15 protein-coding genes and 2 tRNA genes are annotated in these 14,565 nt (G+C 68.0%); 8 read left to right on the top strand and 9 right to left on the bottom strand.

Annotation, left to right across the window (positions count from 1 at the left end):
- Positions 1 to 83 precede the first annotated feature (83 nt).
- The 4 genes from AC1DBD_RS04735 to AC1DBD_RS04720 form a co-directional block, all read right to left on the bottom strand.
- Positions 84 to 743 carry an ATP-dependent Clp protease proteolytic subunit gene (locus AC1DBD_RS04735; RefSeq protein ID WP_476981651.1) on the bottom strand — a complete coding sequence of 220 codons (660 nt, stop codon included), beginning with the start codon at positions 741 to 743 and terminating at the stop codon, positions 84 to 86.
- Positions 744 to 781: 38 nt separating this feature from the next.
- The gene (locus AC1DBD_RS04730) at positions 782 to 1,393 is read right to left on the bottom strand and encodes an ATP-dependent Clp protease proteolytic subunit (protein ID WP_476981650.1); all 612 of its coding nucleotides are present in this window, start codon (positions 1,391 to 1,393) and stop codon (positions 782 to 784) included.
- A 246-nt stretch (positions 1,394 to 1,639) separates the two neighbouring features.
- Positions 1,640 to 3,061: a trigger factor gene (tig, locus tag AC1DBD_RS04725; RefSeq protein WP_441417560.1), complete on the bottom strand. Its 1,422-nt coding sequence runs from the start codon at positions 3,059 to 3,061 to the stop codon at positions 1,640 to 1,642.
- 68 nt (positions 3,062 to 3,129) lie between these two features.
- Positions 3,130 to 3,204: transfer RNA gene (locus tag AC1DBD_RS04720), tRNA-Pro, on the bottom strand.
- Positions 3,205 to 3,335: 131 nt separating this feature from the next.
- Between AC1DBD_RS04720 and AC1DBD_RS04715 the strand changes: the two genes are divergently transcribed.
- A tRNA-Gly gene (locus AC1DBD_RS04715) sits at positions 3,336 to 3,406 on the top strand.
- A 94-nt stretch (positions 3,407 to 3,500) separates the two neighbouring features.
- On the opposite strand, the gene AC1DBD_RS04710 is transcribed toward AC1DBD_RS04715, so the two are convergent.
- The 3 genes from AC1DBD_RS04710 to AC1DBD_RS04700 form a co-directional block, all read right to left on the bottom strand.
- The gene (locus AC1DBD_RS04710) at positions 3,501 to 4,433 is read right to left on the bottom strand and encodes an Fpg/Nei family DNA glycosylase (RefSeq protein WP_441417559.1); all 933 of its coding nucleotides are present in this window, start codon (positions 4,431 to 4,433) and stop codon (positions 3,501 to 3,503) included.
- The gene (locus tag AC1DBD_RS04705) at positions 4,433 to 4,927 is read right to left on the bottom strand and encodes a ribose-5-phosphate isomerase (protein ID WP_476981522.1); all 495 of its coding nucleotides are present in this window, start codon (positions 4,925 to 4,927) and stop codon (positions 4,433 to 4,435) included. The genes AC1DBD_RS04710 and AC1DBD_RS04705 overlap by 1 nt, the downstream gene beginning before the upstream one ends.
- Positions 4,928 to 4,999: 72 nt before the next feature.
- A complete protein-coding gene (locus tag AC1DBD_RS04700; protein ID WP_441417557.1) occupies positions 5,000 to 6,001 on the bottom strand; it encodes a hypothetical protein in 1,002 nt (333 codons plus the stop codon).
- Between the two features lie 144 nt (positions 6,002 to 6,145).
- On the opposite strand from AC1DBD_RS04700, the gene pepN reads away from it, so the two are divergent.
- Both pepN and AC1DBD_RS04690 read left to right on the top strand, forming a co-directional pair.
- Entirely contained in the window at positions 6,146 to 8,698 is a 2,553-nt protein-coding gene (gene pepN / locus AC1DBD_RS04695) for an aminopeptidase N (RefSeq protein WP_476981521.1), read from the top strand.
- Positions 8,699 to 8,803: 105 nt separating this feature from the next.
- Complete coding sequence (locus AC1DBD_RS04690) at positions 8,804 to 9,322, top strand: OsmC family protein (RefSeq protein WP_476908700.1); 519 nt, start codon at positions 8,804 to 8,806, stop codon at positions 9,320 to 9,322.
- Here AC1DBD_RS04690 and AC1DBD_RS04685 read toward each other — a convergent pair.
- Positions 9,310 to 10,317 carry an NAD-dependent epimerase/dehydratase family protein gene (locus tag AC1DBD_RS04685; protein WP_476981520.1) on the bottom strand — a complete coding sequence of 336 codons (1,008 nt, stop codon included), beginning with the start codon at positions 10,315 to 10,317 and terminating at the stop codon, positions 9,310 to 9,312. The two genes, AC1DBD_RS04690 and AC1DBD_RS04685, sit on opposite strands and share 13 nt — an antisense overlap.
- 88 nt (positions 10,318 to 10,405) lie before the next feature.
- Between AC1DBD_RS04685 and AC1DBD_RS04680 the strand changes: the two genes are divergently transcribed.
- The 4 genes from AC1DBD_RS04680 to AC1DBD_RS04665 all read left to right on the top strand — a co-directional run bounded on the left by AC1DBD_RS04680 (position 10,406) and on the right by AC1DBD_RS04665 (position 12,771).
- The gene (locus tag AC1DBD_RS04680) at positions 10,406 to 11,065 is read left to right on the top strand and encodes a mechanosensitive ion channel family protein (RefSeq protein ID WP_441417553.1); all 660 of its coding nucleotides are present in this window, start codon (positions 10,406 to 10,408) and stop codon (positions 11,063 to 11,065) included.
- Position 11,066: 1 nt separating this feature from the next.
- Positions 11,067 to 11,525 (top strand): globin, encoded by a 459-nt coding sequence (locus AC1DBD_RS04675; protein WP_441417552.1) that lies wholly within the window; start codon positions 11,067 to 11,069, stop codon positions 11,523 to 11,525.
- A 136-nt stretch (positions 11,526 to 11,661) separates the two neighbouring features.
- Positions 11,662 to 12,105, top strand: coding sequence for a GNAT family N-acetyltransferase (locus tag AC1DBD_RS04670; RefSeq protein WP_441417551.1), 444 nt, complete (start codon positions 11,662 to 11,664; stop codon positions 12,103 to 12,105).
- Positions 12,106 to 12,141: 36 nt separating this feature from the next.
- Positions 12,142 to 12,771: a CG0192-related protein gene (locus tag AC1DBD_RS04665; RefSeq protein ID WP_476981519.1), complete on the top strand. Its 630-nt coding sequence runs from the start codon at positions 12,142 to 12,144 to the stop codon at positions 12,769 to 12,771.
- Between the two features lie 43 nt (positions 12,772 to 12,814).
- Here the strand turns inward: AC1DBD_RS04665 and AC1DBD_RS04660 are convergent, their stop codons facing one another.
- The gene (locus AC1DBD_RS04660) at positions 12,815 to 13,474 is read right to left on the bottom strand and encodes a DUF8185 domain-containing protein (protein WP_476981518.1); all 660 of its coding nucleotides are present in this window, start codon (positions 13,472 to 13,474) and stop codon (positions 12,815 to 12,817) included.
- A 63-nt stretch (positions 13,475 to 13,537) separates the two neighbouring features.
- Here AC1DBD_RS04660 and tesB point away from each other — a divergent pair, with 63 nt between their 5' ends.
- A complete protein-coding gene (gene tesB / locus AC1DBD_RS04655; protein ID WP_476981517.1) occupies positions 13,538 to 14,518 on the top strand; it encodes an acyl-CoA thioesterase II in 981 nt (326 codons plus the stop codon).
- Positions 14,519 to 14,565: the final 47 nt, after the last annotated feature.

Here is a 14,565-nt window from a genome sequence, read left to right as displayed (position 1 = left end):
CGGCCTGATGGGTGGAAAGGAGACGCCGGTGCGGCCCATTTCTGTCTGAGCTGCACCGGCGTCGTGGTTGAACTGCCGTGTTGCTACTTGGCGATCGCCTGCGGCTTGATCTTGCGGGAGTCAAGCACCTGGTCGATCAGGCCGTAGCTCATGGCCTCGGCGGCCGTGAGGATCTTGTCGCGTTCGATGTCGTTGTTGACCTGCTCCGAGGTGCGGCCGGAGTGCTTGGCCAGGGTGTCCTCCAGCCAGGAGCGCATCCGCATGACCTCGGCGGCCTGGATCTCCAGGTCGGAGGCCTGTCCGCCCTGGCCGCCGGAGAGGGCCGGCTGGTGGATCAGGACTCGTGCGTTCGGCAGGGCCAGGCGCTTGCCCGGGGTGCCCGCGGCGAGCAGCACGGCGGCCGCACTCGCGGCCTGGCCCAGGCAGACCGTCTGGATCTCCGGGCGGATGTACTGCATCGTGTCGTAGATCGCCGTCATGGCGGTGAAGGAGCCGCCCGGGGAGTTGATGTAAAGCGTGATGTCGCGGTCCGGGTCGGTGGACTCGAGCACCAGCAGCTGCGCCATCACGTCGTCGGCGGAGGCGTCGTCGACCTGGACGCCCAGGAAGATGATGCGGTCCTCGAACAGCTTGGTGTAGGGGTCCTGGCGCTTGAAGCCGTAGGGGGTCCGCTCTTCAAACTGCGGCAGCACGTAGCGGCTGGTCGGCAGGTTACCGGCAGTCGATCCGAAGTTGTAGTCCATGTTCATTGCTCCTGAAGTCGGTTCTGTCTGCGTGCCGGTTAGTTTTCGGTGCCGGCGTCGGCGTTGGTTCCGCCGCCGCCTGCCACGGACCCGGCGTGCGCCGCGATCTTGTCGAAGAAGCCGTATTCGAGGGCTTCGGGCGCCGTGAACCACTTGTCGCGGTCGTTGTCCTTGAGGATGGTCTCCACGGTCTGTCCGGTCTGCTCGGCGGTCAGTTCGGCCATGACCTTCTTCATGTGCAGGATCAGCTCGGCCTGGATCTTGATGTCCGAGGCGGTGCCGCCGATGCCGCCGGAGGGCTGGTGCATCAGGATGCGGGCGTTCGGAGTGGCGTAGCGCTTGCCCTTGGTGCCGGAGGAGAGCAGGAACTGGCCCATCGAGGCGGCCAGGCCGGTGGCGACGGTGACGACGTCGTTCGGGATGAACTGCATCGTGTCGTAGATGGCCATGCCGGCGGTGACGGAGCCGCCGGGCGAGTTGATGTACAGGTAGATGTCCTTCTCGGGGTTTTCGGCCGAGAGCAGCAGCAGCTGCGAGCAGATCGCGTTGGCGTTCTCGTCGCGGACCTCGGAGCCGAGCCAGATAATGCGCTCTTTCAGCAGGCGGTTGTAAATGTAGTTATCCTGGGCTGACGGATCGACGGTAGCCATCCGGGGTGCCCCTGCTTGCTGTGACATGTGTACTTACCTCTCGCTGGCGACGGTGACGCCACTGGACGGCATCACTGAACTTTCCTACATGGACACTAACGGTTTTCGCGGCTGCTTTGTGCTCAGGCGCAGGGCTGTTCGCTGACGGCGCACGATTGCCCGGAAGGGTTCATTGCAGGCTTAAAAAGCCGCACCCCCGGATCAGTGATCCGGGGGTGCGGGCAGGAACTGCGGGAACCGTGGGTGCTAGAACTTCACGGCCGCGGGGTCGTCGTTCTTGGGCGCTTCGGCAGCTGCCGCGTCGTCGGTGGACTCGGCGGGTGCTTCGGCTGCGGCTGCCTCATCGGTGGCGTCGGCTTCGAAGGAGGCCTCTTCGCCGCCGGGGCGGACGAAGTCGCTCAGGTCAACCTTGTTGCCCTCGGAGTCGGTGACCTCGGCCTGGCCCAGGACCACGGCGAGTGCCTTGCGGCGGCGCACCTCGGAAACCATCATGGGAACCTGGCCGCTCTGATCGATGATCTGCGCGAACTGGTTCGGATCCATGCCGTACTGGCCGGCGGTGGTGACGATGTAGTCGATCAGCTCGTTCTGAGTGACGTTGACTTCTTCCTTTTCGGCGATTGCGTCAAGGATGATCTCGTTCTGGAAGGCACGCTCCGTGTTGGCCTTGACCTCGGCGCGGTGTTCCTCGGTGTCGTGCTCGCCTTCGCCGTGGGAGTTCTCGGCGCTGAAGTGCTGCTCAAGCTGCTCCTCGACGACGGATTCCGGAACCGGCACCTCTACGAGCTCGACGAGCTTGTCCAGGACCTTGTCGCGGGCCTCTACGCCCTGCTCGACCGTCTTGGAGTCGGCGGCCTGCTTGGCGAGGTCCTCGCGGAGCTCCGCCAGAGTGTCGAACTCGGACGCCAGCTGGGCGAAGTCGTCGTTGGCCTCGGGAAGCTCGCGCTCCTTGACGGCCTTGACGACAACCTTGACCTGCGCGGCCTCGCCGGCGTGGTCGCCGCCCACGAGGGTGGTGTCAAAGATGGCGTCTTCGTCGGCGCTCAGGCCGGTGACGGCTTCGTCGAGGCCTTCGAGCATGGTGCCGGCGCCGACCTGGTAGGACAGGCCTGACGCAGAGTCGACCTCGGCGCCGTCGATCGAGGCGGTGATGTCGATCGTGAGGAAGTCACCGTCGGCGGCGGGGCGGTCAACGGACTTGAGCGTGCCGAAGCGGCCGCGCAGCTCGTCGAGGGCCTTGTCGACGTCGGCGTCGGACGACTCGGCAGCCGCGACCTCGACCTTGATGCCGGAGTAGTCCGGGAGTTCGATTTCGGGGCGAACGTCGACCTCGGCGTGGAACTTCAGTTCGCCGTCGGTGGCGGACGGATCCGGCACCTCGGTGATTTCGACCTCGGGACGGCTCAGCGGGCGGATGCCGGTTTCCTGCACGGCAGCCTGGTACCAGCCGTTGAGGCCTTCGTTGATGGCCGTTTCCAGGACGTAGCCGCGGCCAACGCGCTGGTCAATGAGCTTGGAGGGGACTTTGCCCTTGCGGAACCCGGGAACCTGGATCTGCGAAGCAACAGTCTTGTATGCCTCTGCGATGCTGGGCTTCAATTCCTCAAAGGGGACCTCAACATTGAGCTTGACCCGCGTAGGGGTGAGGTTCTCGACAGCGCTCTTCACAGTCTAAGTACTCCTGGTTTTGGGGGATGGGGTTCTGCAACGCCACATATCTGGCAGTTGCTGCAGAGTCGGGGTGACAGGATTTGAACCTGCGACTTCCTGCTCCCAAAGCAGGCGCTCTAGCCAAGCTGAGCTACACCCCGTAAGTGCACAGAACAGTCTACGGTCATACTGTGCTGATTTGCACATTTGACACTGGGGGCCTGAATTGGGTTTAGTTGTATCCGGCTTCAACAGCCGCCCGGAAGTTTTGCTGAAGTTCCAGCAAATTCCCGGGGACGTAGCTTAATGGTAAAGCCTCAGTCTTCCAAACTGATTACGCGGGTTCGATTMCCGTCGTCCCCTCCGAATATGACGAAGCTTGGGCCCCTCCCCGGAGGGGCTTTTTTCGTGTCCACCCCGCCATGATCCGTCACGGGGACGCGGTGCACCGGCCGGTTCAGGCCCGCTGGCAGGCCGGGCACCAGTAGAGCTTCCGGGCGGCGTGCTCGGTCAGTGCCACGGCTGCGCCGCAGTCCCGGCAGTCCAGGCCCTGCCGGCGGTAGACGAAGTGCGCTTCCTCAGGCTCCGGCAGCCTGTCGCCCTGCCCTTTCCCGTCGCCCTGCCCTGCCCCGTCGCCCCGCCCTGTCCAATAGCTTGCCGGGGTGGTGATGATCCGGCCGTCGCGGACGCCGTCGGACATCATCGCCACGGTGTCATCCCAGAGCAGCCCGGCGGATTCTGCCGGCAGGGCGCTCCCGGGCAGCCAGGGGTCCAGCCGCTGCCGGAACAGCAGCTCGGCGCGGTATACGTTGCCGACGCCGGCAATCACCTTTTGGTCCATCAGCAGGGTGGCCAGCGGCGTGCGCTTTTTCGCCAGGGCGGCGATGAAGTCCTCCCGGTCCCCCGGGAGGTTCCGCAGCGGATCCGGGCCCAGCCGTGCCGTGACGGCTTCGGCCTCGGTTTCGGTCAGCGTCTCGCAGGTGGTCGCCCCGCGCAGGTCCGCCCACCCGTGCGTGCCGGCCAGCCGGACCCGGACCGCGCCCACCGGAGCCGGTGGGCCCGCGTACACGGGATCCGCGCCGCCGTCACTGTAGACCTCCCGCTCCCCTACTTTCCGGGGCGCGCCAATGCTGGAGGCCCCGCGGAAGTCCGCATCGCCGCCGAAGTCCCACGCGCCGTACAGCCCAAGGTGGACATGCAGGACCAGCCCGTGGTCGAAGTCGAGGAACAGGTGCTTCCCGTGCGCCACGGACCCGGTGAGGACGTGGCCGTCCAGCAGGGCGGCACCGTGCACAAAACGTCCCTGCGGGCTGGACACGGCGAGCCGCTCCCCCGCGAAGACGTCCGCGAACTGGCGCGCCAGCCGATGGACCGAATGCCCCTCCGGCACTACTCGACGACCTGGCCGGTGGTTTCGTAGCTGGCGATCTTGCCGATCCGGCGGACGTGGCGCTCATCGTTGCTGAAGGGCTCGGTCAGGAAGGCCTCGATGATGGCGGTGGCCTCGTCGACGCTGTGCTGGCGGCCGCCCACGGCCACGACGTTGGCGTCGTTGTGCTCACGGGCCAGCTTTGCCGTGGAGAGGTTCCAGGCCAGGGCGGCCCGGACGCCTTTGACCTTGTTGGCGGCGATCTGCTCGCCGTTGCCGGAACCACCCAGGACGATTCCCAGCGCGGGGGTGCCGGCTTCCTGGTCGGCCACAACGGCGCGGGCGGCGTTGATGCAGAACGAGGGGTAGTCGTCCAGGGCGTCGTAAACCTTCGGCCCATGGTCCACCACGTCGTAGCCCTTCGCGCGGAGGTGGGCCACCAGATGGGCACTGAGCTCCATGCCGGCGTGGTCGGTGGCGATGTGGACGCGCGGGAAATCCGGGGCAGTGGTCACGGCGTATCCGTTCTGTGGGGCGCCGGTGGACTCTCGGCGCGGCTGATCAGGGCTCGTCCCAGCCTACTAGGGCTACGCCGCGGGCGCCCCGCCGTTGCGGCGAGCCCGCGCCGCCACGCGGGAGAGCACCTGCGCGACGTTGTCCGCCGTCGTCGCGCTGCCCCCGCTCACCGCCAGCCGTCGGCCGTCGGAGCGGTCGACGACGACGGCGGGGCCGCTGCTGACCAGCATCGCCGTCGTGGCGCCGTGGCTCCGGTAGCCCCAGCCGCCGTAGTCGGCGGCCTTGACCTCTTTCGGCGTCGCCGAATCGATGGCCGCCGCTGGAACATCCATGACCCGGACGAACCCGGCCGCAAACACCCGCAGGCCGCTCCGGTCCACCCGGATGCGGGCGAAGAGGAACACGGCGGCCAGCAGAGCGACCGCCACGAGCAACGCGGCCAGCCACGGCACGGCAACGGTGAGCAGGGCAGCGGGGAACAGCGTGGCAATCCCGAGCATCACAAACACCGAGCTGCGGGCGTGGACCCAGAGGCTCACGGAATCGCCGGCCAGTTCGGGGTCCAGCTCCCGTTCCAGCGCGGCCTGCGCGGCTCTTTCGTCCTCGGTGGACCACCGCTCGTCCGCCTTGAAGACGAAGCCCATCACCACCCCGAGGCCCAGGGCCGCGCCGCTGCCCATGGCCAGGACGGCCACGTCCACGCGGGACTCCCGCGCATCGGCCAGCCCCAGCTGGCCCACCAGTACGGCGGCAAGGACGGTGGTGACGAAAAGGCTTACCGCCAGCCCGGCGCCCATCATGAACCGGCGCATCAGGGCCGGCCGGGACAGCGGCGCCGCCTGCAGCAGGACGGCCCAGCCGACCAGGACGATCATTGCCGCACCAACCCCCACCACTGCTCCAAAGGGCGCAAAATCGGCGGCGCCGGCGCCGGTCCAGCGGACGGCCAGCGGCTCGGGCAGGTCCACACGGATCAGCAGCGCGCACACCACGAAGGCGACGGCCAGCATGAGCGGGAAACCCACGGCGAAACGCAGGGCCCTGGCGTCAACGGAATCCCGGATCTTTCCCATGAACCCAACGCTACCCCTGCCGGGCCCGCCGGAGGGGACGCGCTGTGAGGTGGACAACTTGCCAACGCACCACAACGTGAAAGAATAATTTCACAGTATCGTTTCCACCGTTCCCACCACTTCTGGAGGCACCTCTTGCCCGGTATGAACCTCACACGCGCCGAAGCCCGCGAGCGCGCCGAACTGATCGCCGTCGACTCCTACGAGGTCAGCCTCGACCTGACCCGTGGCGAAAAGGTCTTTGGCTCCACCACCGCCGTGAAGTTCACGGCCAAGCCGGGGTCCTCGACTTTCATCGACGCCGTGACCCGCACGGTGCACAGCGTCACGCTCAACGGCCGCGAGCTGGATCCCGCGGAGGTCTCCGACGGCATCCGGATCCAGCTGACGGACCTGGCCGCCGAGAACGAGCTCCTGGTGGTCGCGGACGCGCCCTACATGAACACGGGCGAGGGACTGCACCGCTTCGTGGACCCGGTGGACAACGAGGTCTACCTGTACACCCAGTTCGAGGTTCCGGATTCCCGGCGCATGTTCGCCGTCTTCGAGCAGCCAGACCTCAAGGCCAGCTTCAGCTTCACGGTCACCGCGCCCTCCCACTGGGACGTCGTCTCCAACTCCCCTACCCCGGTGCCGGTGGAAACCATCCCCGGCGAGGACGGCGGTGCGCGCTCGGTCTGGGAGTTCGCCCCCACCCCGCGGCTCTCCTCCTACGTCACCGCCCTGATCGCCGGTCCGTACCAGTCGGTCCGCAGCGAAGTGAAGTCCGCGGACGGAAAAGTCACCCCGCTGGGCGTTTTCGCCCGCAAGTCCCTCATGCAGTACCTCGACGCGGACAACATCTTCGACCTGACCCGCCAGGGCTTCGAGTTCTTCGAGGCCCAGTTCGGCTGCCCCTACCCGTTCGAGAAGTACGACCAGCTCTTCGTCCCGGAGTTCAACGCCGGGGCCATGGAGAACGCCGGGGCCGTGACCATCCTGGAGGGCTATGTCTTCCGCAGCAAGGTCACCGACGCACAGGTGGAACGCCGCGCCATCACCGTGCTGCACGAGCTGGCCCACATGTGGTTCGGCGACCTCGTGACCATGCGCTGGTGGAACGACCTCTGGCTCAACGAGTCCTTCGCCGAGTACATGTCCCACCTCGCCGCCGTCGAGAACACAAAATTCGACCACGCCTGGACCACCTTCGCTTCGGTGGAAAAGTCCTGGGCCTACCGCCAGGACCAGCTCCCCACCACGCACCCGATCTTCGCCGAGATCAACGACCTGCAGGACGTCGAGGTGAACTTCGACGGCATCACCTACGCCAAGGGTGCCTCGGTGCTGCGGCAGCTGGTGGCCTGGGTGGGCCCGGAAGAGTTCATGGCCGGCGTCCGCGAGTACTTCCGCAAGCACTCCTGGCAGAACACCGAGCTCAGTGACCTGATGGTCGAGCTGGAAAAGGCCAGCGGCCGCGACCTGGACCACTGGGGACGGCTCTGGCTGGAGACCGCCGGCGTCAACACGCTCAAGCCGGAGCTGTCCGTCGGCGAGGACGGGAGCATTTCCTCGTTCGCCATCCTGCAGTCCGCCACCGAGGCGCAGCCGACCATCCGCCCGCACCGGCTCGCCGTCGGCTTCTACAACCTGGACGGCGCCGGGAAGCTGGAGCGCGTCCACCGCGAGGAGCTCGACGTCGACGGCGAGCGCACCGAGGTTCCCGCCCTGGCGGGCCTGGCGCAGCCGGACCTCATCCTGCTCAACGACGACGACCTCGCCTACGCCAAGGTCCGGCTGGATCCCAAGTCCCTCGCCACCGCAACGGCGCACCTGAAGGACTTCGGCCAGAGCCTCCCCCGCACGCTGGTCTGGGGTTCGGCCTGGGACGCGGCGCGCGACGGCGAAACCCCGGCCCGCGGCTACGTGGAACTGATCCTGGCCAACATCGCCGAGGAATCCGATTCCTCCGTGATCCTGGTCCAGCTCCGCCAGCTCGCCACCACGCTGAACTTCTACGTGGCCGCCGAGCACAAGGACGCCACCGCCACCGCCACCGCGGACCGGCTCTGGGAGCTTGCCTCCCGCGTCCCGGCCGGGTCGGACGCGCAGCTGCAGTTTGTGAAGTCCTACGCCCTGCTGGCCCGCAGCGCGACCCAGCTGGACACCGTCGCCGGCCTGCTGGACGGCTCGCGCGAGCTGCCCGGCCTCGCCGTCGACCAGGACCTGCGCTGGGAGCTGATCGCGTCCCTCGTGGTGGGCGGTCGCGCCGGGCAGGAGCAGATTGACGCCGAACTGGAGCACGACAACACCGCCACCGGACAGAACGCCGCGGCCCTTGCCAAGGCGGCCATCCCCACCGCCGAGGCCAAGGCCGCGGCTTGGGAATCGATTGTGGTCAAGGGCGAGCTGTCCAACGCCCTGCAGGGTTCGGCGGTGGCCGGCTTCACCCGCGTGCTGGACACCGCGCTGCTGGAACCCTACGCCGAAAAGTACTTCGAGGCCGTGCCGGGCATCGTCAGGGACCGCACCCACGCCCTGGCCCAGCAGATCGTCGTCGGACTCTACCCGGCGCAGCTGACCACGCAGGCCACGGTGGACCGCACCGACGCGTTCCTCACCTCGCTGCCGGAAGACAGCGCGGCACTGCGCCGGATGATGTTGGAAAACCGCGACGGCGTCGCCCGCGCCCTGCGCGCACGTGCGGCTGACGTCTAGGCCCGGCGGAAACTAGCCCGCACTTCAGGACCAGCAGTTCAGGACCCCGGCACCGCTCTCGGCGGCGCCGGGGTCCTGCCGTTCCTGCGCCGTTAGACTGGCCGCATGAACCTCGACGAGCACCACTACGCCCTGACGGTTCGCTGGACCGGGAACCTGGGCAGCGGGACGTCCTCCTACCGGGGCTACTCGCGCGACCACGACGTCGAGATCCCCGGGCTGCCGGTCCTGAAGGGCTCTGCGGACCCCACGTTCCACGGCGACCGGGAGCGGTACAACCCGGAGCAGCTGCTGCTGGCGGCGCTCTCGCAGTGCCACATGCTGTCCTTTTTGCACGTCGCCGTGAAGCACGGCGTGGTGGTGACCGGCTATGAGGACCGTGCCGAGGGCGTGATGCGGACCAACCGCGACGGCAGCGGCCAGTTCGAATCGGTCACGCTCAAACCCCGGGTCACGACGGCGGCCCCGGTGGCCGGGGAACTTTTCGAGGAACTGCACCGCGGAGCGAACGCGGTGTGCTTCATCGCCCGGAGCGTCAACTTCCCGGTCCGGCACGAGGCCTCAGCCGCCGTGGAACCGGTTCCCGGTGCACCGGATCCGGCCGCAGATGCTCAGGCGGACTGAAACTCGGTCTGGAACTCGAGTAGCAGCCGGCGCTCGACGTCCGGGCTGAGCCCCGCCTGGCGCTCCCGGTGGAGTCCGCGGCGGCGCTCGTCCGCCAGCGTGTCCCGCAGCGTCCGGGTCCACGGCCGCAACTGCAGTCCCGCGGCGCGGGCCGCCGCGTTGCTGCGGGCCGCAAAGCCCTCGTGGCCGGGCGGAAGCCACAACGGAAGCGAGTCCGGACCGGCCCAGTAGTTCACCCCGCGTTCGGCGAGCCAGTCGGCCGGGGCGGCCACCACCTCCGCAGCTCCCCCCGACAGCTGCCGTGACTCTTCGAGGTACTCGGCGAACGGCACCGGTTCGCCGACCGCGTTCAGCGCCCCGGTGACGCCGGCCTCCGCCGCCAGCAGCAGCCAGGCGGCGAGGTCCCGGACATCGATGATCTGGGTGGGATCCGCCGGAATGTCCGGAGCCAGCACCGGCCCCGGGTCCCGGGCGAAACGGGCGGGCCAGTAGCCGTAGCGGTCCGAGCCATCCCCCGGCCCTCCGATCAGCCCGGCCCGGCAAAGGTGCGCCCGGTCCCCGGCTAGTTCCGTTGTCAGTTGTTCGATGGCCGACTTTGCCTCGCCGTAGTTCTCCATGGTCGCCTCGATTCCCGCCGCCAGCGGGGCGAGCACGGCGGCGTCCTCGGCCGTGCCCGGGACGGAAGGGTCCGCGTAGACCGAACAGCTCGAAACGAAGGTCCAGTGGCGGGCGGTTCCGGCCAAGGTTTCGAGTGCCTCCCGCGCCTGGCGGGGGTCCCGGGCGACGTCGATGACGGCGTCCCAGTCCCCAGCGCCGGCGGCGCCGGCGTAGGCGGCAGGGCCCAGCGAGCGGTCCGCTTTCAGCCAGCTGGCGCCCTCCGGCGGGGCCGACCGACTCCCGCGGGCCAGGCACATGACGTCGTGCCCGGCGGCGACGGCCTGCCGGGCGATTTCTGCTGACAGGAAGGCGGTGCCGCCGAGGACCAGGATGCGCATGGGGCCACGCTACGGCGCTAATGTGGAAGCTGAACAGAGTGTTATGCGCCCGGCGAACGCGGGCGCCCCTAAGGAGTAAACCCTGCTGATGTACAGCCTGACCACCGCCGAGCCCCTCACGCCGCCGGACATCTCGGCAGTCAACCTGCCGGGCGTCCTGATCAGCATCGGCGTAGGCGTCGCCACCTGGCTGGTGGCGTCCTTCGTGATCGCGGGCATCACGAAGCGGGTTGCCGCCGGAACCACGTTCTTCAAGAAACCGCATTTCCGCTGGGTGGCACCCGCGCTTCGTGCCCTGGACCATCAGCGGCGCGAGCAGCGCGCCAACACGATCGGTTCGCTGCTCAACAGCGTGGTCAGCGTGCTCGTCGTCGTCATCACGGTGATGTACGTCCTGCAGAACCTCAACGTGAACATCGCCCCATTGCTGACCAGCGTCGGCATCCTCGGCGTCGCGATCGGTTTCGGCGCCCAGCAGCTGATCCGCGATTTCCTGGCCGGCATCTTCATCACCATCGAGGACCAGTACGGTATCGGCGACATCATCGAAACGTCCGAAGTGGTGGGAACGGTCGAGTCCATGGGCCTGCGCATCACCCGGGTCAGGGCCGAGGACGGCACCGTCTGGTACCTGCGCAACGGCGAAATCCTGCGGGTGGGCAACCGTTCGCAGGGCAGCTACGTGGCGCCCGACAGCGGGCTGGCGGACGACGCCGGCTCCTCAACCCAGCAACAGGCCGGAGAATAAAATGTCGATCCCCATTTCCGGCGAACCCCGCCAGCCCAAGATGCTGATGCAGAACGATCCGTTCAGCCAGCCCGGTTACACCGACAACTTCTATGACGCCGTGGGCGGCCACGACACGTTCGTGAAGCTGATCGATGTGTTTTACGACGGCGTCGCGACCGACCCGCTGCTGCGCCCGATGTATCCGGAAGAGGACCTCGGGCCGGCCAAGCGGCGGTTCCTGATGTTCCTGGAACAGTACTGGGGCGGCCCCACCACGTATGGCGAGGAGCGCGGCCACCCGCGGCTGCGGATGCGGCACCAGCCGTTCCGCGTCACGCCCGAGGCGAAGGATGCTTGGCTGCACCACATGCGCACCGCCGTCGATGCGCTGGACCTGCCGCCGCTCTACGAGGGGACCCTCTGGGACTACATGGAGCGGGCCGCGCTCTCGATGGTCAACAGCCCTTCCGGGGCCTAGGACCGGACGTGGAAAGACCCCGGAGGCACTTGGGGGAATGCCTCCGGGGTCTTTCTGCGTCCAGAATACCCTGCCGGGTATGGGTCGGCAAGTATTCCGTCCCAGGATCATCGCGGGGATTAGTAAGGTACTTCCCATGCCAATAATCCGCGACGAATGGCCCGGGGACCGCCCCGCCCTTGCAGCGCTCAGGGCCACATGGGCCGCGGAACAGGAGCCGGAACCGCAGGACGGTCACGGCTTCGAAGAGATCTACGGCGACTGGATGGACGCCAACCCGCGGAAGTTCTTTGTCGCCGAGGTGGACGGCCGACTGGTCGGGATGCTCAACCTCCTGGTCTTCGAGCGGATGCCCAAACCGGGGAAACCGCCCTCCTGCTGGGTCTACCTCGGCAACGTCTATGTGCTGCCGGATTTCCGGAACGCCGGCATCGGAGCACAGTTGGTCCAGGCGGCGGTTGAGTTCTCGCGGGGCCTCAACGCGGGCCGGATGGTGCTTTCGCCATCGCCTGCGTCCCGGAACTTCTACGCCCGGCTGGGGTTCCAGCCTGCCGAAGAACTCAGCGTCCTCCGGTTCTGACCGGGACGGCACCCCGGTCCGGCTAGGCTGACGATCATGGCGATCATTCATCAGGCTGAGCTGCAGCCCACAAAACTTGAACTCCTCCAGGGCTGGCTGCCGCGCCAACCCTGGTTCACGGCAACCGCCGCGGCGCTGGGGAAGGTGGGCGCCTTCCGGTTCGACGACCCGGAAGGCGAAGTTGGCATCGAGACGATCCTCGTCGCCGCTGACGGTAGCGTGTTCCAGGTGCCGCTGAGCTACCGGGGATCGCCCCTGCAAGGCGCCGAAGCGTCCTTGATCGGCACCATGCAGCACTCGGTCCTCGGCGAACGGTGGGTTTACGACGCCGTCGGCGATCCCTGCTACCTGGACGCCTTGGCTGCCGCCATCCTGACGGGCCAGTCACAGGCGGAGCACTTTTTGGACGTCGATGGCAGGCTTGAGCCGATGCCGGAGTCCGTTCTCGTTGGCAGCACCGGGCCGCTACGTTCCGCGGCGCCGGCCCTCGGCCCCGGCACAGCCTCCAGCACGGACGCGGAAACGGTGGTCCGGACCGGAGCGCTGGAGCTGCTGGTCATCCGCCGGCTTCAACTGGCGGAACAGACCGCTGGCCCTGAGTCCCTCACCGCTACCTGGGCCGGACAGCGGATCCCGGTCAAGCTCGCGTCCGTCACGGCGGACTGAGCAGGTAGTCCGCCAGCCGGCCGCCCCTCTGGACCTGGCGGCACTAAAGTCCCGAGCCGGCGCGGACCAGGACGTGGCCGCGGGGGCTGCTGAGCCGGAACCACCGGCCCGAACAGAAGAGGCTTTGTTCGCCGTCGGCCAGGAAACCCAGCGTCAGCGCGGCGAACGCGGCCCCGGCGGGCAGTCCGCCGGCGTCGGGCAACTCCCGGCCCCAGACGGTCGCCCGGGCGTTGTTCACGATCAGGGCGCCGGGCTTGTCCGGGATGATGGCTGCGATCTCGGTGATGCCTGCCTCCGCGGCCTGCCGCAGGACAGTGTCCGGCAGCGCGCCGAGCGGCTCCCAGCCGGTGCGGGGTGCGCCGACGCCGGCCCACGGTTCGGTGACGGCCATCGGCGGCACCGGGAGTTCGACGTCGTCGGCGCCCGCGCGGGCCAGACGGTCCAGCACGGCAGAGAGCGGGACGGTCACATCGAGCTCGGCCGGCGCTGCCAGCGCCACGGTCCGGAGCCCCAGGATGGTGGGGGTTGCCTCCCCCAGCAGCCGCGGCCGGAGCACGCAGACGTACGCGGCCAGGACCGGCCCGCTGGCGTTCAGCCGGATGGCGCCGTCCTCGACGGCCCGGGCGCGGGTGGCGAAGGTGCGCAGATCGGCGAGGTCGCGGGGATCGGTGAACTGCAGGGGCTGGGTTAGGACGTCAGACACAATCTTGACTCTACCGGCTGTGCCTCTTTTGAGCCGTGCCGGGGTGCCGTCTAGAGTCAAACCATGACTGAAGCCGAAGCCGGATTGCAGGCGATGCCCACCGAGGACCCCACCTCCTCGCTCATCCAACTCCTGACCCTCGGCGAGCTGGAGGGCGTACGGACCGACGAGGACATCTTCATGGGCCCCTCGCAGAAGCAGCCGCGGCAGCGCGTCTTCGGCGGCCAGGTGCTGGCCCAGTCCCTCGTGGCGGGCAGCCGCACTGTTCCGGACGGCCGCGGGGTCCACTCCATGCATGGCTATTTCCTCCGGCCGGGCGACGCCAACAAGCCCATCACCTTCGGCGTCCAGAGGTTGCGCGACGGCCGCTCCTTTTCCGCGCGCCGGGTCCACGCGTACCAGGAGGGCATGCCCATCCTGTCGATGATCGCGTCCTTCCAGGACGAGGATGAAGGAATCGAGCACCAGACCCAGATGCCCGCCGGGATTCCGGACCCGGAGTCGCTGCCGAGCACGGCTGACCTGCTGGGCAAGTACGACCACCCGGTGGCCCGCCACTGGGCCTACGAGCGCCCCTTCGACATCCGCCATGTGGATCCAGCCCTGTACGTCTCCGCGAAAGGCCCGAAGGAAGCCCGGAACGCGGTCTGGATGCGTACCTTCGGCCCGATGCCCGATGACCCGGAGATGCACCGCGCCGCACTGGCCTATGCCAGCGACTACACGCTGCTGGAATCCGTCCTGCGCAAGCACGGCATGAGCTGGATTACCCCGGGAATGTCCGTCGCCAGCCTGGACCACGCCATGTGGTGGCACCGGCCCGTCCGCGTGGACGAGTGGTTGCTCTACGTCCAGGAATCCCCCAGCGCCCAGGGTGCCCGCGGCCTGGCTACCGGCAAGATCTTCAGCCGCGACGGCCGGCACGTCGCGACGGTGGCCCAGGAAGGCATGATCCGGGTGCCGACCGACTTCAAGAACAAGGTCAAGGGCGCCGTCCAGACCAAGGTGCTGGAGCACCAGATGCGCAAGGCCGACCGCGGCTGACGCGGACACGCGAAAGGCCCGGCTCCCCACGGGGAGCCGGGCCTTTC

It is taken from the genome of Arthrobacter sp. 10T419 (assembly GCF_056394105.1).
Note: the sequence above shows the minus strand (reverse complement) of the source record. Positions and strands in the feature narration are given on the sequence as shown.

What these genes read in the sequence shown, in the direction of transcription:
- AC1DBD_RS04700 (WP_441417557.1), bottom strand. Translation starts at nt 6,001, where the DNA reads ATGGGAAAGATCCGGGATTCCGTTGACGCCAGGGCCCTGCGTTTCGCC.
- AC1DBD_RS04680 (WP_441417553.1), top strand. Translation starts at nt 10,406, where the DNA reads ATGTACAGCCTGACCACCGCCGAGCCCCTCACGCCGCCGGACATCTCG.
- AC1DBD_RS04675 (WP_441417552.1), top strand. Translation starts at nt 11,067, where the DNA reads ATGTCGATCCCCATTTCCGGCGAACCCCGCCAGCCCAAGATGCTGATG.
- AC1DBD_RS04665 (WP_476981519.1), top strand. Translation starts at nt 12,142, where the DNA reads ATGGCGATCATTCATCAGGCTGAGCTGCAGCCCACAAAACTTGAACTC.
- AC1DBD_RS04735 (WP_476981651.1), bottom strand. Translation starts at nt 743, where the DNA reads ATGGACTACAACTTCGGATCGACTGCCGGTAACCTGCCGACCAGCCGC.
- tesB (WP_476981517.1), top strand. Translation starts at nt 13,538, where the DNA reads ATGACTGAAGCCGAAGCCGGATTGCAGGCGATGCCCACCGAGGACCCC.
- AC1DBD_RS04730 (WP_476981650.1), bottom strand. Translation starts at nt 1,393, where the DNA reads ATGGCTACCGTCGATCCGTCAGCCCAGGATAACTACATTTACAACCGC.
- AC1DBD_RS04670 (WP_441417551.1), top strand. Translation starts at nt 11,662, where the DNA reads ATGCCAATAATCCGCGACGAATGGCCCGGGGACCGCCCCGCCCTTGCA.
- AC1DBD_RS04690 (WP_476908700.1), top strand. Translation starts at nt 8,804, where the DNA reads ATGAACCTCGACGAGCACCACTACGCCCTGACGGTTCGCTGGACCGGG.
- pepN (WP_476981521.1), top strand. Translation starts at nt 6,146, where the DNA reads ATGAACCTCACACGCGCCGAAGCCCGCGAGCGCGCCGAACTGATCGCC.
- AC1DBD_RS04685 (WP_476981520.1), bottom strand. Translation starts at nt 10,317, where the DNA reads ATGCGCATCCTGGTCCTCGGCGGCACCGCCTTCCTGTCAGCAGAAATC.